The sequence below is a fragment of the Streptomyces sp. NPDC127108 genome (genome assembly GCF_042677545.1).
GTDB lineage: Bacteria > Actinomycetota > Actinomycetes > Streptomycetales > Streptomycetaceae > Streptomyces.
In genome coordinates, this window is the sequence record NZ_JBHXTE010000005.1 from 43000 (window position 1) to 60564 (window position 17565).

The following is a 17565-nucleotide window of genomic DNA, read 5'->3' on the forward strand; positions in this document are numbered from 1 at the left end:
CCGTCCGGCTCAGGCGTCCGCGAGCGGCACCCGCAGCGACGGCTGCAGCCGGTCCGCGTGGGCCCGCACCATGTCGTCGCACAGGCGCCAGATCTGATCCACGGTCAGCGTCGCCGCGGTCGCCGGGTCGGTCATGGCCGCGTGCCGGATGTGGCGCGGCTCGTCGTCGAGGGCGGCGCGGACGACGAGGTCGTTCATGCTGAGGTAGGTGCGGTTGAGGGCGGCCAGCTGCGGGGGCAGGGAGCCCGCGCGGGTCGGCTGGATGCCGGTGGCGTCGACGAGGCAGGGCACCTCGACCACGCCGTGGGCCGGGAGGTTGTCGATGAGGCCGTGGTTGGGGACGTTGCCGTAGACGGTGCGCGGGGTGCCGGTGACCACGCTGTGGATGATCTGCGGGGCGTACTCCATGGTGCCCTCGACGGTGAGGGGCGCGCCGGTGGCCAGGGCGTCGCGGGTGCGGTGGTACGTGGCGACGTTCTCGTCGACGATGTCGAGGTAGGCGCCGACCGGCAGCCGCAGCCGGTCGACCTCGCTGTCGTGGCGCAGGTACCAGGGGACGTATTCGGACGAGTGCTCGCTGGTCTCGGTCGGGTAGTAGCCGAGCCGCCGGTACATGTCGACGCGCACGCGGCGCCGCAACTGCTCGTCCCCGGCGATCAGTTCGTCGAGGCGGGGGTAGAGGTCGCGGCCCCGGTGCTCGAAGCGGAGCACCCAGGCCTGGTGGTTGACGCCCGCGGCCCGGTAGGTGACCTCGTCGTAGGGGACGCCGACCAGCTTGGCCAGGTCCTGCATGGTCCAGTACACGGAGTGGCACAGGCCGACGACCCGGGTGAGGCCGGTGGCCCGGGTGAGGTACTGGACGTTCATGGCCATGGGGTTGGTGTAGTTGAGCAGCCAGGCGTCGGGGCACAGCTCCGCGATGTCCTCGCCGAGCTCCTTGAGGAACGGGAACGTGCGCAGGGCGCGGAAGATGCCGCCGACGCCGAGGGTGTCGCCGATGGTCTGGCGCAGCCCGTAGCGGGCGGGGATGTCGAAGTCGGTGCGGGTGGCCTCGCCCATGCCGATCTGCACGATGTTGATGACGAAGTCGGCGCCGGTCAGGGCCGTGCGGCGGTCGGCGTGGGCGGTGATGGGGGCGTCGGCCGCGCGTTCGCGGGCGATGTAGCGGGCGGCGGCCTCGGCGGTGGCGAGGCGTTCGGGGTCGATGTCGTGCAGGGCTATGTGGGAGTTCTTCAGCTCGGGGAAGGCGAAGAGGTCGGCGAGCAGTCCCTGGGTGAACTCGACGCTGCCTGCGCCGATGAAGACGATCTTGGGGTGCGTCATGAGGCGTGCGCTCCGGTGGGAGTGGTGTGGATGAGGGCCTCGTACCAGGTGGGCTGGGCCGCGGTGCCCCCGTGGGCCCTCGTGGACAGGGCTCCGCACACCGCGGCGAACCGCAGTGCCTGGTGCGGAGGTTGACGGTGCAGCGTGGCGGCGATGAACCCGGCGTCGAAGCTGTCCCCGGCGCCGACGGTGTCCTTGGGAGTCACGGCGAGACCCGGCGCCGACATCAGCGCGAGGCCGTCGTGGCACAGGGCTCCGGCAGCGCCGTTCTTCACCACCACCAGCGGTACGCGGGTGGCGAGGAGTGCGGCCGCCCGCTCCGGCGACCCGGCCTCGGACCCGGCCAGGCCCATGGCTTCCTGGGCGTTGGGCAGCAGGATGTCGGTCTCGGCGAGGACCGCGTCGAGGGCGGCCCCGTCCCAGGTGCCCGACGGGTCGTCCTGGGTGTCCAGGGACGTGCCCGCACCGTGTGAGCGCGCGGTGCGCAGCAGGTCCGGCAGGTCCTCGGCGAGCCGGGGCTGCAGGAAGTACGAGGCGGCGTGGACGTGCCGGGTGTCGGCGAGCAGGTCCGGGGGCACGTCGCGGCCGGAGGTGGTGGTGAGGGTGCCGGGCGAGGTGAGGACGGCACGGTCGTCGCCGCTGGTGAGGACGACGGTGAGCGGGGTGGGGAGGGTGGCGTCCAGGGTCAGGGCCCGGGTGTCGACGCCGTGGGCGGTGAGGGTGTCGCGGACGTAGCGGCCCGCGTCGTCGTCGCCGACGCGGCCCGCGAAGGCCACTTTCAGGCCGAGTCGGGCCGCTCCGCAGGCCATGATCGCGGCGGAGCCGCCGAGGACGAGGGTGCCGGTCTCGGTGAGCTGTTCGCGCTGGCCGAAGGCGAGGGGCCCGGTGAGCGGGCCGAGGATCACGTCGGGGTTGGCGTCCCCGATGACGAGCAGGTCGTAGGCGGGCGGCATCGCGGTCCTTCGGGTCGTACGGCGGGCTTGCGGCGGGCAACTGGCGGAGGCAGGGCGGGCGTTCAGCCCTTGAGTCCGCTGGAGGTGATCGAGCGGATGAAGGCCTTCTGCGCGCAGAGGAACGCGAGCAGCACCGGCAGGACCGTGATCACGTTGCCCGCCATCACCGCGGACCAGCGGGTGTGGTGCTGGCCCTGGAAGGTGGTCAGGCCCAGTTGGAGCGTGTACTGGGTGTCGTGGTTGATGGCGATCAGCGGCCATGTCAGGTCGTTCCACGTGGTCAGGAAGGTCAGCACGGCCACGGTGGCGAGCGCGGGCCGGGCGAGCGGCAGCACGATCGCGTACAGCACCCGCAGCCGTGAACAGCCGTCGATCCAGGCGGCCTCCTCCAGTTCCCTGGGCAGGGACAGGAAGAACTGCCGCAGCAGGAACACCGCGAACGGCGTGACCAGCGCGGGCACGATGAGCGCGCCGAGGGTGTCGATGAGCCCGAGCTTCTTCATCACCAGGAAGGTGGGGATCATCGTGAGCTGGAAGGGGACCACCATCGTCGCCAGCATCAGGACGAGCAGCACGCGCGACCCGGCGAAGCGCATCCGGGCGAAGGCGTACCCGCCGAGCGTGCCGAACACGAGGTTCGAGGTGACCGCGACGGCGGACACGATCACCGAGTTCAGGAGCCAGCGCGGGAACATGGCGTTGCCGAGGACGTAGCGGTAGCCGCCGAGGTCGATGCGGGACGGCCACAGCGCGGGCGGGAAGCGGTTGATCTCCGCGTTGCTCATCAGGGAGCTGAGGAGCAGCCACAGCAGGGGTACGGCGAACAGCGCGGCCAGCGGCGCGAGCAGCAGGTGCCACGGGCTGAACGGGAGGCGCGGGCGCCGCCGGGTGGCGGGCAACGCGGCCGGGCGGGTGCCGACTTGGGACCGGCCGGTCGTGGTGACGGTCATGGGGCGGCTGCTTTCGTGCGACGGTTCGCGGTCATGAGGCGGCCGCCTTGGTACGGGGGGTGCGCTCGCGTCCGCGTACCACGTGCAGCAGGGCCGCCACGACGAACAGCGCGAGCGCGAGGACGTACGCGGCCGCGGCCCCGTACCCGGCGGTGAACTCCTTGAAGGCCTGCTCCCAGATGAAGTAGACGATCACGGTGGTCGAGCCGAGCGGCCCGCCCTTGGTGGTCACATAGACCAGGTCGAAGACCTGCAGGGCCTGGATGGTCTGCCACAGCAGCAGGAACACGCTCACCGGTGTGAGCGCGGGCAGCGTGACGTGGCGCAGGAGTTGCAGCCGTCCCGCGCCGTCGAGGCGGGCGGCCTCGATGAGGGACTGCTGTACGTCCTGCAGGGCGGCCAGGTAGATGACGGTGCACAGTCCTGTGCCGCTCCACAGGGTGATGGCGACCAGGACGAGCAGGGCCTGGGAGGGGTCGGTGAGGAACCCCTGCGGTGAGATGCCGACGCGGTGCAGGACGGAGTTGGCGGCGCCGAACTCCGGGTCGAGGATGAAGGAGAACAGCACACCCTGTGCCGTGGCGGAGATGACGAAGGGCACGAAGAACAGCGTCCGGTACAGGCCGACGAAGCGGATCCGCCGGTTCAGGACGAGGGCGAGTGCCAGTCCGACGGCGATGCTCAGGGGCACGTACAGCGCGGTGTAGACGGCGGTGTTCTTCACGGCTTGGTGGAAGTTCGGGTCCTGGCGCAGGGCGCGGTAGTTGTCGAGGCCCACCCAGCGGCTGGGGGTGACCAGGTCGTTGGCCTGGAAGGACAGGAGCAGCGACCAGACGACCGGCAGGACGCTCAGGCCGAGGATGACGAGCACGGCCGGTGAGACGAACGCCCAGGCCGTGGCGGCCTCTCGGCGGCGCCGACGGCGCAGCGTCCGTGGTCCCGAGCGGTCCGGCGGCAGGGTCAGCGGTGTGGGAAGTCGGGGCATGTGAGGTCCTCAACGCGGTATCAGCAGGGCGGCGTTGGACTCGTCGGCGCACCGGCGCACGGCGTCGGCGGGGCTCGACCGGCCGAGCAGCACGGAGACGACGGCCTGGCCCAGGGCGCGCGAGACGCGGGGGTAGGCCGGGTGCACGGGGCGGACGCGGGCCGAGGAGACGGCTTCGGTGAACACGGACAGGCCGGGCGTACGGGTGGCGTGCTCGCGCCAGGCCGGGCGGTCCTCGCTGCGGCGGCTCAGCGGGAGACTGCCCGCGTCGACGTCCCAGCGGCTGTCCTGGGCGGGCTGGGTCAGCCAGGTGACGAAGGTCCGGGCGGCCTTCGTGCGGGCCTCGCCGTTGTCGAAGAGCGTCCAGGTGTCGGGGCCGGAGATGGTCATGGGGCGGCCGCTGAAGCTGGGCAGCGGGACGACGTGGTAGTCCATCTTCGCCTGCCGGATGTCCGGCAGTTGCCAGGGCGCGGTGACCACCATGCCCATCCGTCCGGACAGGAAGACCTGGTACATCTGCTCGCTGCCCGGCTTGGGGTCGAGGTAGACGCTCTTCGCGCGCGCCAGGTCCTGGACGACCTCCAGCGCGCGCACGCCCGCCTCGGCGAAGCCGATGCTCCGGCCGTCGTCGGCGATCACGTCGCCGCCGAGGTCCCACACCAGCGGCCACAGCCGCCACACGGTGTCCTCGTCGCCGGTGCCGGGCCAGCCGGTGCCGAAGCGGCCCTTGCCCGCGTCGGTGAGGCGGCGCGCGGTGTCGGTGAACTCCCGCCAGGTCCAGCCCGCCTCGGGCAGGTCGAGCCCGGCCTCGGCGAACAGCTTCTTGTTGCAGACCACGGCGAGGCAGTCGAGGAGCGCGGGCAGCGCACGGACCCGGCCGTTGACGGTGACGGCGTCCCGGGCCGGTGCCCAGTAGTTCTTCCACGGCGTCGGGCCCCGTCGGACGTGCGCGGTGAGGTCGACGACCTGGGGGCTGCGGGCGACGCTCGCGAGGTCGGAGCCGAAGACGTAGGCGATGTCGGGGTAGGAACCGGCGGCGAGCGCCGCGGTGACCTTCTGCAGCATGGCGTCGGCGAGGACTCCGCCGCCCAGGTCGACGCGGATGTCCGGGTGCGCGCGCTCGAACTCGGCGACCAGGCTCTTGATGACCTTGGCGGCGGTGTCGGTCTGGCCGTGCCACATCTGGATGGTGACGCGGCCGTCGGAGCCGACCCCGTCACCGGCGCCCGGTGCGCAGCCGGTCAGGACACCACCGGCCGCCGCGAGCGCCCCGGCGCCACCGGCACGCAGCACACCGCGTCGTGACGGCGGACCCGGCGCTCGGGGTTCTGCGGTCATCTCTGCCTCCAGGAGGTCGGGCGCCACTCGTCGACCCTCACGACGCCACGGGACACGGCGGACCGGGCGACATATGGGGGGGGGACATAGGAAGGGGTGCGGGTGGAGAAGGGGTCGACGGGACCGCCGGCGGGTCCGGCCGTCCGGAACGCGGCGGTCCCGTCGACAGGCCGAGGGGAACGACCGCTAGCAGGTCTGGCGGAGGTGGTCCGCGCTGCCCGCGGGTGAGACGCCGACGTCACGGCGGACGATGCTCAGCCGGTCGCCCCAGCCGGAGCAGGCCGTGCGCAGGCCCTTCGCGGAGTACTCGACGACGAGGACGTGATCGCCGAACGCGTCGGTGTACGCCCCGCATTCGTTCCACTCGCCGCACTCCTCGGCGACGGCGAAGTCGAGGCCGGTCTCCTTGCGCGCCGGGGCCAGATCCGGCGTGTTCTTCTGCGCGATGGCCAGGCCCCTGCCGTGCGCGTGGGCGGAGAGCAGCGAGATGAAGGCCTTGGCCTGGCTCGCCTTCAGGTATTTCGGGAAGCGGGTGTACGTGTCGTAGTTGTCCGGCTCGACGGCCTGGAAGCCCTTGTCCGCGCAGCCGTCGATCCACCCGTTGACCTTGGCGGCCACGCGTCGGCGCTTGTCGGCGGTGCGGATGTCGAGGACGGCCTCGCCCCACTCGCCGTCGTACACGACGTCGCCGTTCGCGTCCCGCAGGAGCAGGTCCTTGTCCCACTCCTGCTCGGCGCCGGGCTGGGCCTGGAAGGCGTTGACGTAGCAGAGGTTGTACAGGCCCGGGGCGGGGGCGGCGCCACGGTCGCGGCTGACGACCTCGACGCCGGCGGGCGGGGCGTAGGCGCCGCCGATCTGGTAGTCGAAGCCGGCGTGGGGCGGCGGCAGGGGGATCCCGCTCGTGGCGGTGGGCGCGGTCGCGCCGGCCGACGCGGGGGCGGGGGCGAGCAGGCAGGCCGCCGCGGTGGCGGCGAGCGCCGCAGTCACGGTCGTACACCTGCGCAGAACACGATTGAGGCTCATCAGTGAGCTCCAGCTGTGGGAGGGCACGTCCCCGCCTCGGACCCGCGACGGTCCTGGCGACTCAGTCCGGGCTCATGGCCGAGGGCCAACTACCGGCTAGGCGTACCTCTGCGCCGAGGGCTCGTCATCGGCGTTGCCAGGGAGTAAAGCGAGCGGGTTCGGCCATGTCAAGGGATCGGATTTGCTCGAACCGGCGCTTGAACGCGCAGAGCCGCGCTCACCTGGTGCGCGATCCATGAGCGAACACATCGTCCGGAGCTATGCTCGCCGCGTGCTGAGAAGCGACCGCCATGTGCGGATACTCGACCACGTCGCCGCGCAGGGCAGCGCCGACGTGACGCAGTTGTCCCGGTTGCTCGGCGTCTCACCGGCGACCGTGCGGCGGGACCTGCGCCACCTGAGCGACCAGCGGCTGATCGAGCGCACCCACGGCGGGGCGCTGTCCGGCGGCCTGAGCATCGAACTGCCGCTGCAGCACCGCGCGGACCAGCGCTCCCCGCAGAAGCAGGCCATCGCCCGGGCCGCCGCCGACCTCGTGCCCGAAGGCGCCGTGGTCGGTCTCACCGGCGGCAGCACGACGACGGAAGTGGCCCGGATCCTCGCCGACCGAGGCCCCGTCACCCTCGTCACCAACGCCGTCAACATCGCTGCCGCCCTCGTGCTGCGCCCCACCGTCACGCTGATCGTGATCGGCGGCACGGCCCGCAGCGAGAGCTACGAACTCGTCGGCCCCATCGCCGAGAAGACCCTCGCCGACCACCACACCGACATCGCCTTCCTCGGCGTGGACGGCATCAGCGCGGCGCACGGATGCACCACCCACGACCAGTTGGAGGCGGCCACCGACCGCGCCTTCGCCCGGCACAGCGGCCGGACCGTCGTGGTCGCCGACCACTCCAAGATCGGCAGGACCACGTTCGCCAAGATCTGCCCGGCGGCCGACGTTCACTGCCTGATCACCGACGGCGAGGCGCCCGCGGATCAGCTCGACGCGATCGCGTCCGTGGGCGTGGCGGTCACGGTCGTCTAGCGCGGCTCGCCCCGGTCCGTGGCGGGCGCACGTAGCGCTCCCCCTCCCGTTCGCCGGAAGCGCGTCCGGGCCGTCTGGCGTAGCTGTGCCGCGACCCCCTTCGACGGGGGCGGTCGCGCGCCTACGCTGGCGGCCCGGCGCACGGGTGATGCCGCCGTGCACGCCGGTCGGGGGCACATCGGGGGGCGCGATGGGATCCAGGGGCATGGCGGCGGGGATCGTCGCGGCGCTGATCGGTGTGGCGGGGATGATCATCGCCGCGTTCATCACGGTGAGCGGCTCCGGCGGCGGCTCCGGGGGGTTCGAGGGCTCCGGAGACGACAAGTCCGGCCCGGGCACGGTCATCCAGACCAACGAACACGGCGACAACATCCTGTGCGTCGGCGACGTCAAGGTCTGCGTGGGCCGGACGGACAAGGCGACGCCCAAGTCGTCCGCGTCGCCCTCGTCACCCGGGAAGTCACCATCGCGGACGTCACCTGCGCCCGACGACCCACCCGCGGGCGGTATCCGTACGCCCTCCCCGGCGGACGACGAGAAGGGCGACGCAGGCGGGACGGAGCCGCGGCCCGACAGCGCCGCGGTCGCCTCCCTGCTCGCCCGGGCGCCCCGGGTGGCGCTGCGGGGATCCGGTCCCGGCGCCCTGCGCGTCGTCCTGCTCGACGTGCCGTCCCCGGCGCCCCGGTGGAGCACGCTCGGCATCGGGACCCGGCGGCTCCGCGCCGCCGGGGTGGACGGGGTGCTGTTCCGGCTGCCGACGCCGGTCACCGCCGGAGTGTCCGTCGACAGCTCGCAGGCACCGGCCGACGTGGAGTACGTCTTCTTCGACACCAACGGGTGGCGGCTCGGCACCCAGACCGCCGCCGGCTGCGCCGTGATGTGCCCCTCCCTGACCCAGAACCAGGGGACCGTCCCCCTGTACCAGCACGTCCTGGTGACGGACGCGGGGCGCAGCGCGGGATGGCCGCCGGGGCAGCGGTACGTCTACACGCCGGGGTGAGCCGTCGCTCGGCCAGGATCGCTAGTGGTGGAAGGTCGTGACCGTTTCGAGCGCGGCCCGTGCGGTCGTGACGTGGTTCTCCGGCGCGGCCTCGTCGGCGTAGCCGAAGGAGACGCCCACGAGCAACTTCCCTCCGGTGACGCCGAGTTCGGCGCGGACCGTGTCGGCGTAGAAGCTCAGCAGGCCTTGCGGACAGCTCGCCACGCCGTACGCGGTCATCGCCAGGAGCAGGGTCTGCAGGTAGGCGCCGACGTCCGCGGCGAGGCGCGGGCCGCCGTCTCCGGTGACGAAGAGGAACGCGGCGTGCGGGGCGTCGTAGAAGCCGAGGCTCCGGGCGTCGTAGGCCGCCCGTGCCGCGTGGTCGTCCGGGCCGATGCCCAGCGCTCCGTACAGTTCGGCGCCGAACGCCGCCCGGCGCTCCTGGTGCACCGGTGTGTAGATGCCCTCGGAGTACGGGACGTCGATCGAGGTGCGCCGTGCGGCGTGCGCCGCCCGCAGGGCGTCAGCCAGGCGTCGGCGGGCCGCGCCGCTCGCCACCTCCACCTGCCACGGCTGGGCGTTGGAGTTGGACGGCGCGGCACCGGCCAGCGAGAAGATCGCGCGGATCGTGTCCTCGGGCACGGCTTCCGGGCGGAAGGCGCGGGTCGCGCGCCGTCCGCGTATCAGCTTCTCCGCGCAGCCGCTCAGCTCGGTGGGGACCAACGGACTCATGCCTCACTCCTCGACGCCAGCCAATGTAAACGCAGTCGTTTACATGACCGGACCCTAGCAAGCCACTCCCCTCGAAGTAAACGTGTACGTATACTTTGCGGATGGACGCGACGACCACGGCATCGACGACGGCGACACCTCGGGGGCGGGGGCGCGGCGGACGGGAACGCATCCTGGGTGCCGCCGCCCGGCTGTTCGCGTCCCAGGGGATCAACGCGACCGGCATGGAGCAGGTCGCCGAGGAGGCACCGGTCTCCAAGCGCACGCTGTACGCGCACTTCCGGACCAAGAGCGACCTGGTGATCGCCCACCTCCAGGACCTCGCGTCGTCGGGGGCCACCCTGGAGAGCGCCCTGACCCGCGAGGACATCCCCCCGCGCGAGCGGATCCTCGGCCTCTTCGACCCGCCCGCCACGGACGCGGACCCGGTCCGCGGGTGCCCCTTCATCGACGCCGCGGCGGAGTTCCCCGACCCGCGCAACGAGGTCCACTCCTACGCCCGCGAGCAGAAGCTGCGGATGGTGGAGCTGGTCACCGCGCTGGTGACGGAGCTGGGCTGCCGTGAACCCGCCGCGCTCGCCGAACAGTTGGTCACCCTCGCGGACGGGGCGGCCAGCCGCGCCATGGTCCTCGGCGAAGCGGACTACGGCCGCCACGCGCGGGCGGCGGCGAAGACCCTGCTCGCCCACGCCCTGCCGGACCCGGCCTGACGCCGCCCGGCCCCTACGCCCGGCCGCGCTCCCTGCGCTCGGCGTGGGCGAAGTGCCGTGACACGGCATGGAACGACTCCTTCGGCTCCCAGTGCCACCGCGCCGTCGGGTCGTCCTCCGTCTTCCAGAGGGCCTTGGTGAGGCTGTAGCTGGCGATGTCGAGGTCGTAGCGGCGCGCACGCCGGTGCGGGGCGTCGGAGGTGACGAACTGGTACACCATGGCCGCGTGCAGGTCCATCTGATCGAACACGTCCAGGACCTGCCCGAGGTACTGCGCCTGGGTGTGCTCGCTGCGCCGCACGCCCTCGCGCACCTCCGGCTTGGGCTTGCTGTAGTCGACGACGTCCCAGCCCATGCCGCCCGCCTGGGGCGCGTCCTCGAAGGTGCAGGTGCCGCACTCCGTGATGGCGACGGGCTTGCCCCACTTCCGGTACGGGGCCAGCTCCTTGACGTAGCCCCGCGGATCGGCGAAGTACGAGTAGTAGTTGACGCTGACGAGGTCGAAGAGGTCCCAGTCGACCTTGTCCCCGTGCGCGGAACCGTAGGTCAGCGGGCCGTGGAACACACGGCGGCCGGTCTTCGCGGCCAGGCCGACGAACCGCGTCAGCCTGCGCTGCGCCGCCGCCGGGTCCCAGTTGCCCTTCAGCATGTTCTCGATCCGCTCGACCGCGTTCGCCCCGGGGACGATGCCCGGCACGAACAGGATGAACTCGCACCCCACGCTCAGGTACACCCGCGCGCCCTGGCGGCGCAGCCGCTCGGCCTCTCTGCCGGTCTCCGCGAGGTGGTCGAGGATCTCGCGTTCGGGCACGTCGGCCATGCGCGGCTGGAGCCACACGTGCATCCCGTGCTCGACCGCCTCCCTGGCGGTGGCGGTCAGGCGCTCGACGCCGGTGCCGAAGGCGACGACCGAATTCGCATGCAGGTCGTGCCTGATGGCGTGCATGTCGGACCGCATCCGGGCGCGCTTCCATCCCGTGTGCCGACTCTCGCCGTCCTCGCACTCGTACATCACGCCGCGGTGGACCAGGCCGCGGCCGGTCGTCGTGCGCGGGTCGGCCGGGGCGGCCGCCTGCCGGGCACCGGCCCGCGCGGCATCCGGGCGCACACCGGACCGCGGGCCCGCCGCGGCGCCCGCCTGCCCGGTGAGCGCCGTGCCCACCAGCGCTCCCGCGCCGACCGCCGCCGCCCCCGTGAGGAACGTCCCTCTCGTCATCGCTTCCTTGCGCATCAAGCACTCCCACCGTCGCCGACTCGTCGCGTTCCGGCGCGTTCCGGCGCGTCTTCGCGCCGACTCCGGAACGTCTCAAGCCTCGGCCTCGGGCAGGGCCCCGATCATCAGCCATCGGTCCTGCGCGCCGTATCCAAAGTCGAGACCATCAGAAGTCGAGACCATCAGAAGTCGGAGCCATCCGATCGGCGGCCCGGCTTCCGGCCCGAAGGAGGGCCCGCGCGGACGGCCCCGCGCTCACGCCGCCGCGACCGACAGCGCGTGGCGGAAGACGTCGCGCGGGTCCCACCGCGCCTTCACCGCGCCCAGGCGGGCGTGGTTGGACTTGTAGTAGAGGGTCTGCCAGGGCGTGCCCGAGGTGTTCCAGCGGGGGTCGGCGAGGTCGGTGTCGGGGTAGTTGATGAAGGTGCCGTCGGCGTTCTCGCCGGGGACGGGGACGCCGCCGGTGTCGGCGAACAGGTCCCGGTAGCAGGCGCGGATCCAGGCCAGGTACGCGGACTCCCGCTGCGGGTCGGCCCAGGAGGCGAGGCAGGACAGCTTCAGGGCGGAGTCGCGGTGGGGCATGGCCGTCGCGGCGGGGGACGGCGTGTTGACGGCGCCGCCGTAGGTGTTGAGGACGACGCTGCCCCCGACCACGTCGGTGTCGGTCCGGGTGAGGTGGCGGTGCAGCACGGCCACCTGACGGTCGGTGAGACGGCGGCGCAGGAACGCCGACTTGATCTTGATGTGCCAGTCCCCCACGGCCTCGCCCGAGCCGCGCAGGGCGGCGGTGAGCCAGGGGAGCCGCTGGACGTTCAGCTTGGCGGGCCGGTGGGTGCCCGCGCTCACCGCGTCGAGGAAGCCGTCGAGGAGCCGCCGGTCCGCGCCGGGCTCGGCGGTGACCTGACCGAGCATCAGGTGCGACCCGGCCGCCCTGCGGGTCAGGGCGAACTCGGCGTACAGGGCGGCCTGCGGGTCGTCGGCGCCCCGGTGGCGCTCGGCCCACTCGCCGTGGTTCCGCACCAGACGGGCGAAGTGCTCCTCGTCCATGCCGTCCCAGCTCCAGTCCGCCGTGAAGGTCAGGGCGGTCCGGGTGGGGGCGGGCAGCATGTACGCGGGGTCGGTGTCGCGGGTGGCGTCCGGCGAGCGGAACCACATGCGGGTGACGACCCCGAAGTTCCCGCCGCCGCCACCGGCATGGGCCCACCACAGTTCGCGGTTCGGGTCGTCCTGCTCGCGGCTCGCCACCACCGCGCGGGCCTCGCCCTGCCGGTCCACGACGACCACCTCCACGGCGTACAGGTAGTCGCTGACGAGGCCGTGCAGTCGGCACAGCGGCCCGTACCCGCCGCCCGGGACGTGCCCGCCCACGCCCACCTCGGGGTGGTATCCGGCGGGCAGCGTCACGCCCCAGCCGAGGTACAGCTTCCGGTACACCTCCCCCAGCGTCGCCCCGGCCTCCACGACGAAGGCCCGGCGCGCGGCGTCGAACGACACCTCCCGCATCGGCGACATGTCGATGACGGCCTTCACCTGGGGGTGGTCGACGAAGTCCTCGAAGCAGTGCCCGCCGCTGCGCACGGCGAGCCGGGCTCCCGCCCGCACCGACTCCTGGACGGCGCGCACCACTTGAGCCGTCGAGCCGACCAGGTAGACCTGCTCGGGCCGGCCCCGGAAGCGGTTGCTCGCGCCCCGGGTGGTGAGGTGGGCGTAGCGCGGGTCCGCGGGGGTGACGCGCACCGGACCGTTCGGCAGCCAGTCCCCCGTGCCCGTGACCGTCGCGGCCTCCAGAACGGTGCGTCCGGCGTGCTCGTCCTTGGTAGCCATCGCTGCCCCTTCGGTAGTCGGCCATGCCCGCGCGCCGCGCGCCCATGCCCTGCGTCCGTGCCGCGATTCCCTGTCGTGCGGCGGCACTTATGAAGGTAGGCAGGAGCGGCGGCGGTGGCAGGCGCGCTACCAACCACTTCGGGGGTGCACTCAGCACCACCCCCCATGGAGGTGGTGCCGCGCACAGGGCCCTTGGGACGCTCCGTCACGTACCGCTCGGCCGGATCATCTCCCGTCCCGCCGTGGCCCCGCCGTCCACGGCGACGGAGGCGCCGGTCATGTACGAGAAGTCGTCACTCGCCAGGGAGACCACGGCGCGGGCGATCTCCTCGGGCTCCGCCATGCGTTCGAGGCCGTCGACGTTCAGGGGCCCGAACGCCTTCTTGTACGCGGCCCAGTCGGCGTCGGGGATGCCCGGCGGGCGGACGAAGGGGGTGTCGGTGGTGCCGGGCAGGACGGCGTTGACGCGGATGCCCCGGGGCCCGTACGCGAGCGCGGCGGACTTCACGATGCCCTGGACGGCGCGCTTGCTCGCCGTGTACGCGGCGCCGTTCGGCCGGGCCTGCTCGGCGGCCGATGACGACGTGCAGATGACGACGCCGCGCCCCGCCTTGAGCATGTGCGGGATCTCGTACTTCAGGGCGAGGAACACGCCCCGGACGTTGGTGGACTGGACGTCGTCCCACTCCTCGACGGTCAGTTCGTGCGGCAGTTTGGCGCTGCCGATCCCCGCGTTGTTGAAGGCGATGTCGATGCCGCCGTGGCGTTCGGCCATCCGGTCCACGAAGGCGCGCACCTCGTCGGCTTCGCGGACGTCGGCCCGCATGTAGGTGGCCTCGCCGCCCGCCGCGCGTATCTCCTGTTCGACGCGGCGCCCCGACGAGACGCGGCGGCCGCAGAATCCGACGCGGGCGCCTTCCGCGGCGAAGGCCTTCGCCGTCGCCTCGCCGATGCCCGAGGTGGCGCCGGTGATGAGGACGGAGCGGCCGTCGAAGCGGCGTCTCGCCCGGGGGCCCGGGCGGGCCGTGGCGGCACGCGCGGTGCCGTCGAGCGTCAGGGAGGCGAGCCCGAGCGCGGCGGCGCCGCCGAGGAGGGAGCGCCGGGTCGTGTCGTGTGCGTTCATGCGGTCCACGCTGTCAGCGCGGGCGGGCGGGTGCTTCCTGCGACGGGGCGGTGCGGCGGCCACTGGGAGGAGGCGGGCGCGGGGGGCCTCCTCCCTCGGCAGGACCCCGGTGCCGCGGCGGCGCCTATCGTTGTCCCGGTGAACCGATCATGGGTGGAAGCCGCTTTCGACCGTCAGCACGCGCCGGTACGCGTCCTGGTCGCCGCGGGCGCGCTGCTCGGCTATCTCCTCCTGGTCCAGCGGCCCTCACAGGCGGCCGACTGGGTGTGGGCGGCCGTGGGTGTCGCGCTGTGTCCGGCCGGGGTCAGGTGGGTGTTCGCGGCGGCGGTGGCGCGGTCGGGGCTGCTTGTCGCCGCGCACGCCTGGGGCGCGGAGCCGGTCGTGGCCTTCAAGGTGCTGGCCGCACTCGGCGTCTTCGAGGTGTCGGTACGGCACGCGGGGCGGCGGCCGGTGGTCGCGGCCGCCGTGCTGGCGTGTGCCGTCGTCGTGAACCGGCTGGACGACCTCCCCGGCGAACTTCCTTCCGTGCTCTACAAGATGAGCGTCGTCGCCGGGGTCCCCCTGCTGCTCGGCGCGTACGTCCGAACCACCCGGGACGCCGCCCGCCGCGCCCGCGAGCACGCCGAGCAGGAGCAGGCACGCGCCGAGCAGCGCCTCCTGACGGCCAGCACCGCCGAACGCACGGCCATCGCCCGTGAGCTGCACGACCTGGTGGCGCACCACGTCTCGTCCATGGTGGTACGTGTCGGGATCGCCCGGCACGTCCTGCCCGCCGCGGGCACCGAGGGCGCGCCCGACCCCCGTGTCACCGCCGTCCTCGACGACCTGCACGCCGGTGGCACCGCCGCGATGGCCGACCTGCGCCGCCTGGTCGCAGTGTTGCGGGACCCCGACAGCATCGCCCCGGACGCCTCCCCGCTCCTGTCCCCCGGCGCGCTGGCCACGGCCCTGGAGTCGGTCGTGGCCCAGAGCGCGCGCTCCGGCCCGGCGGTCGAGGCCGCCGTGGACGAAGGGGAACTCGCACGGGTCGACACCGCACGCGGGCTCGCGGTGCTGCGGCTCGCCCAGGAGGGGTTGGCGAACGTGAGGCAGCACGCCGGTGCGGGGGCACGGGCGTGGCTGACGGTGCGGGTCGGTGAGGACGGGGGTGTGCGGGTCGATGTGGAGGACGACGGTGGGGGTGTGGGCGCCGGTGGCAGTGGTGCCGGTGCCGGTGGTGGGGACGACGGCGGCGGGGGTCGCTCGGGGCACCGGGCCGCCGCGGTGCGGGCGGCCGGGCCGTCCGGGCACGGGCTCGTGGGCCTGCGGGAGCGGGTGCGGCTGCTCGGCGGGCGGTTGGAGGCCGGGCCCGTGGGGCGGGGGTGGCGGCTGCGGGCCGAACTGCCGCTCCTCGAAGGTGGTGTGACGGACGAGGAGGCGACGGACGAGGAGGCAGGCGTGCGGGGCGTGAGCCTCTCGGATGCCGCCGGGTCCGGCGACCTCGCCGAGGCTGTGAGCGAATCCGTCCGAGCCACGGAAACTTCAGGAACCATGAACAGCACCACAGGAACCACGAGCACCGCACCAGCCGTCGCCGCCTCCGGGGCCGTGGCCGCCTCCGGGGCCGTGGCCGCCTCCGGGGCCGTGGCCGCCTCGGGAGCCGTGCGCGCCACAGGACCCGCACCGGGCACGACCAGGACAGCCACGGAGCGGCGCCCGTGATCCGCCTTCTCGTCGTAGACGACCAGCAACTCGTCCGCATGGGACTCCGCATGCTCTTCGAGCAGCCCGACGACATCGACCTCGTGGGCGAGGCGGCAGGCGGCCAGGACGCCGTCCGCCTCGCCGCACACCTCACCCCCGACGTCGTCCTGATGGACCTGCGGATGCCGGGCGTGGACGGCATCACCGCCACCCGGCGCATCGTCGCCGCACGCCCGGCCACCCGGGTCCTCGCCCTGACCACGTTCGACGACGACGATCACCTCTACCCGGCGCTCGCCGCCGGGGCCTGCGGCTTCCTGGTGAAGGACACTCCGCCGCCCCAGCTCCTGGACGGCGTACGGCGCGCGGCCCGCGGCGAGGCCCCCTTCAGCCAGGCCGCGTTGGACCGCATCGTCGCGCGTGCCCTGCACACCGGCACGGCACCGCCCGCGCGGAGCGCCGCGACGCCGCCCGCCGGGCTCACGCCCCGCGAGCGGGAGGTGCTGAGCCTCCTCGGCCAGGGCCTGTCGAACAAGGAGATCGGCGACCGGCTGCACCTGGGGGTGACCACCGTCAAGACGCACGTGGCGAACCTGATGGCCAAGACGGGCTGCGACAACCGGATCCGGCTGGCGGTCCTCGCGGTCCAGTCCGGCGTCACCGCGTCCGGCTGAGCCGCCGCGTCACCGACTCGCCACGCCGGGCCGGTCGGTCAGGCGCGGCAGCGCAGCATCACCAGCGGCGGGTTGGCGAGGAGGTCCGCCCAGAACTCCGTGCCGAACGCGCGCAGGCCCGCGTCGGACACCTCCAGCGGGACCCAGGTCACCTCGCTGAACCCGGCGGCCCGCAGGGCCTGTTCGTAGACCTCGCGGCGCGGGCAGGCGCCGATGAAGGAGATCGGCGGGTCGAGCAGCGCCGTGATCCGCACGCGCGGGCCGGTCTCGATCTCCTCGCCGGTCGCCTCGCAGAGGAAGCCGTACTTGGCCAAGGACGGCCCGTCGTAGCGGTATTCGGGTGTCTGGGCGAGCACGAAGAACGCGCCGCCGGGTTTCAGGCTCCGGCGCACGTTGTGGCACATCCGCTCCATGGCGGCGATGTCCGGCGCGTAGTTGAGCAGTTGCACGCCGAGGGCGACGTCGAAGGGCCGTTCCTGTGGCCGCAGTTCGGCGACGTCCCCGACCTCGTAGCGCACGCCCAGCGGATCGGCGTCCTCGAACGCCCGGGCCGCGGCGACCATCTCGCCGGAGATGTCGACTCCGAACACCTCGGCGGCACCGCGCCGCTTGAGCTCCCTGCTGTAGAAGCCGGTGCCGGAGGCGAGGTCGAGGACCGACTTGCCGCGCACGTCACCGACCATCGCCAGGAAGCTGGGCACCTCTCCGTACCGGGCGAGGGGCAGGGCCTTGAAGCCCTCGAACGCCTCACCGATCTCGTCGTACTGCTGCACGCTCACCGCGCCGCCCTCCCGTGTGCCTCGTCATGGCTCCGGCCCCGGCCCCGCCCCTCGGGGCAGGCCGCGGCCGCTGGCGGGCAGTCTTCTCGCGCCTCGGCAGCCGGTCGTACTCACAGAAGCCACAAAGATCCGGGCGGCGTCCCGGCGTCCCCTACAACGGGCCGGGTCTCAGGTCAGGTTGCGGGCTCGTTCGAGCACCTCGGCCGGGGCGGGGCTGGTGAAGGGCCCCGCCCCGCCGCCGCCCCG

General features: G+C 73.1%; 16 protein-coding genes. 5 read left to right on the forward strand and 11 right to left on the reverse strand.

The window, feature by feature from the left end; all coding sequences use genetic code 11:
• Positions 1-9 precede the first annotated feature (9 nt).
• The 6 genes from ACFVHO_RS06095 to ACFVHO_RS06120 form a co-directional block, all read right to left on the reverse strand.
• Positions 10-1323 carry an alpha-glucosidase/alpha-galactosidase gene (locus ACFVHO_RS06095; RefSeq protein ID WP_385710717.1) on the reverse strand — a complete coding sequence of 438 codons (1314 nt, stop codon included), beginning with the start codon at positions 1321-1323 and terminating at the stop codon, positions 10-12.
• On the reverse strand, positions 1320-2276 hold the full coding sequence (locus ACFVHO_RS06100; RefSeq protein WP_385710719.1) for a carbohydrate kinase family protein: 957 nt from the start codon (positions 2274-2276) through the stop codon (positions 1320-1322). The genes ACFVHO_RS06095 and ACFVHO_RS06100 overlap by 4 nt, the downstream gene beginning before the upstream one ends.
• 62 nt (positions 2277-2338) lie before the next feature.
• Positions 2339-3226: a carbohydrate ABC transporter permease gene (locus ACFVHO_RS06105; protein WP_385710721.1), complete on the reverse strand. Its 888-nt coding sequence runs from the start codon at positions 3224-3226 to the stop codon at positions 2339-2341.
• Between the two features lie 31 nt (positions 3227-3257).
• Entirely contained in the window at positions 3258-4211 is a 954-nt protein-coding gene (locus ACFVHO_RS06110) for a carbohydrate ABC transporter permease (RefSeq protein WP_385710722.1), read from the reverse strand.
• A gap of 9 nt (positions 4212-4220) precedes the next feature.
• Positions 4221-5549: an ABC transporter substrate-binding protein gene (locus tag ACFVHO_RS06115; RefSeq protein WP_385710724.1), complete on the reverse strand. Its 1329-nt coding sequence runs from the start codon at positions 5547-5549 to the stop codon at positions 4221-4223.
• Between the two features lie 186 nt (positions 5550-5735).
• On the reverse strand, positions 5736-6572 hold the full coding sequence (locus ACFVHO_RS06120) for an endo alpha-1,4 polygalactosaminidase (protein WP_385710726.1): 837 nt from the start codon (positions 6570-6572) through the stop codon (positions 5736-5738).
• A gap of 271 nt (positions 6573-6843) precedes the next feature.
• Here ACFVHO_RS06120 and ACFVHO_RS06125 point away from each other — a divergent pair, with 271 nt between their 5' ends.
• Entirely contained in the window at positions 6844-7602 is a 759-nt protein-coding gene (locus ACFVHO_RS06125) for a DeoR/GlpR family DNA-binding transcription regulator (protein WP_385710728.1), read from the forward strand.
• Between the two features lie 190 nt (positions 7603-7792).
• Entirely contained in the window at positions 7793-8602 is an 810-nt protein-coding gene (locus ACFVHO_RS06130) for a hypothetical protein (RefSeq protein WP_385710730.1), read from the forward strand.
• Positions 8603-8623: 21 nt separating this feature from the next.
• On the opposite strand, the gene ACFVHO_RS06135 is transcribed toward ACFVHO_RS06130, so the two are convergent.
• Positions 8624-9313, reverse strand: coding sequence for a nitroreductase (locus ACFVHO_RS06135; protein WP_385710732.1), 690 nt, complete (start codon positions 9311-9313; stop codon positions 8624-8626).
• A 101-nt stretch (positions 9314-9414) separates the two neighbouring features.
• Between ACFVHO_RS06135 and ACFVHO_RS06140 the strand changes: the two genes are divergently transcribed.
• Complete coding sequence (locus ACFVHO_RS06140) at positions 9415-10023, forward strand: TetR/AcrR family transcriptional regulator (RefSeq protein WP_385710734.1); 609 nt, start codon at positions 9415-9417, stop codon at positions 10021-10023.
• A gap of 13 nt (positions 10024-10036) precedes the next feature.
• Here ACFVHO_RS06140 and ACFVHO_RS06145 read toward each other — a convergent pair whose 3' ends face one another.
• The 3 genes from ACFVHO_RS06145 to ACFVHO_RS06155 all read right to left on the reverse strand — a co-directional run bounded on the left by ACFVHO_RS06145 (position 10037) and on the right by ACFVHO_RS06155 (position 14183).
• On the reverse strand, positions 10037-11254 hold the full coding sequence (locus ACFVHO_RS06145; protein WP_385710736.1) for an abortive phage infection protein: 1218 nt from the start codon (positions 11252-11254) through the stop codon (positions 10037-10039).
• Between the two features lie 237 nt (positions 11255-11491).
• Positions 11492-13060, reverse strand: coding sequence for an FAD-binding oxidoreductase (locus ACFVHO_RS06150; RefSeq protein WP_385710738.1), 1569 nt, complete (start codon positions 13058-13060; stop codon positions 11492-11494).
• A gap of 205 nt (positions 13061-13265) precedes the next feature.
• Entirely contained in the window at positions 13266-14183 is a 918-nt protein-coding gene (locus ACFVHO_RS06155) for an SDR family NAD(P)-dependent oxidoreductase (RefSeq protein WP_385710740.1), read from the reverse strand.
• A 138-nt stretch (positions 14184-14321) separates the two neighbouring features.
• On the opposite strand from ACFVHO_RS06155, the gene ACFVHO_RS06160 reads away from it, so the two are divergent.
• Both ACFVHO_RS06160 and ACFVHO_RS06165 read left to right on the forward strand, forming a co-directional pair.
• Positions 14322-15884 carry a sensor histidine kinase gene (locus ACFVHO_RS06160; protein WP_385710742.1) on the forward strand — a complete coding sequence of 521 codons (1563 nt, stop codon included), beginning with the start codon at positions 14322-14324 and terminating at the stop codon, positions 15882-15884.
• On the forward strand, positions 15881-16540 hold the full coding sequence (locus ACFVHO_RS06165; protein ID WP_385710744.1) for a response regulator: 660 nt from the start codon (positions 15881-15883) through the stop codon (positions 16538-16540). Before ACFVHO_RS06160 ends, ACFVHO_RS06165 begins: the two co-directional genes overlap by 4 nt.
• 38 nt (positions 16541-16578) lie before the next feature.
• Here the strand turns inward: ACFVHO_RS06165 and ACFVHO_RS06170 are convergent, their stop codons facing one another.
• The gene (locus ACFVHO_RS06170) at positions 16579-17319 is read right to left on the reverse strand and encodes a class I SAM-dependent methyltransferase (protein WP_385710746.1); all 741 of its coding nucleotides are present in this window, start codon (positions 17317-17319) and stop codon (positions 16579-16581) included.
• Positions 17320-17565 lie beyond the last annotated feature (246 nt).

Excerpts from the sequence above, each read along its gene's own strand:
- ACFVHO_RS06130 (WP_385710730.1), top strand. The coding sequence starts at position 7,793 with ATGGGATCCAGGGGCATGGCGGCGGGGATCGTCGCGGCGCTGATCGGT.
- ACFVHO_RS06105 (WP_385710721.1), bottom strand. The coding sequence starts at position 3,226 with ATGACCGTCACCACGACCGGCCGGTCCCAAGTCGGCACCCGCCCGGCC.
- ACFVHO_RS06110 (WP_385710722.1), bottom strand. The coding sequence starts at position 4,211 with ATGCCCCGACTTCCCACACCGCTGACCCTGCCGCCGGACCGCTCGGGA.
- ACFVHO_RS06100 (WP_385710719.1), bottom strand. The coding sequence starts at position 2,276 with ATGCCGCCCGCCTACGACCTGCTCGTCATCGGGGACGCCAACCCCGAC.
- ACFVHO_RS06115 (WP_385710724.1), bottom strand. The coding sequence starts at position 5,549 with ATGACCGCAGAACCCCGAGCGCCGGGTCCGCCGTCACGACGCGGTGTG.
- ACFVHO_RS06095 (WP_385710717.1), bottom strand. The coding sequence starts at position 1,323 with ATGACGCACCCCAAGATCGTCTTCATCGGCGCAGGCAGCGTCGAGTTC.
- ACFVHO_RS06145 (WP_385710736.1), bottom strand. The coding sequence starts at position 11,254 with ATGCGCAAGGAAGCGATGACGAGAGGGACGTTCCTCACGGGGGCGGCG.
- ACFVHO_RS06135 (WP_385710732.1), bottom strand. The coding sequence starts at position 9,313 with ATGAGTCCGTTGGTCCCCACCGAGCTGAGCGGCTGCGCGGAGAAGCTG.
- ACFVHO_RS06155 (WP_385710740.1), bottom strand. The coding sequence starts at position 14,183 with ATGAACGCACACGACACGACCCGGCGCTCCCTCCTCGGCGGCGCCGCC.
- ACFVHO_RS06150 (WP_385710738.1), bottom strand. The coding sequence starts at position 13,060 with ATGGCTACCAAGGACGAGCACGCCGGACGCACCGTTCTGGAGGCCGCG.
- ACFVHO_RS06140 (WP_385710734.1), top strand. The coding sequence starts at position 9,415 with ATGGACGCGACGACCACGGCATCGACGACGGCGACACCTCGGGGGCGG.
- ACFVHO_RS06120 (WP_385710726.1), bottom strand. The coding sequence starts at position 6,572 with ATGAGCCTCAATCGTGTTCTGCGCAGGTGTACGACCGTGACTGCGGCG.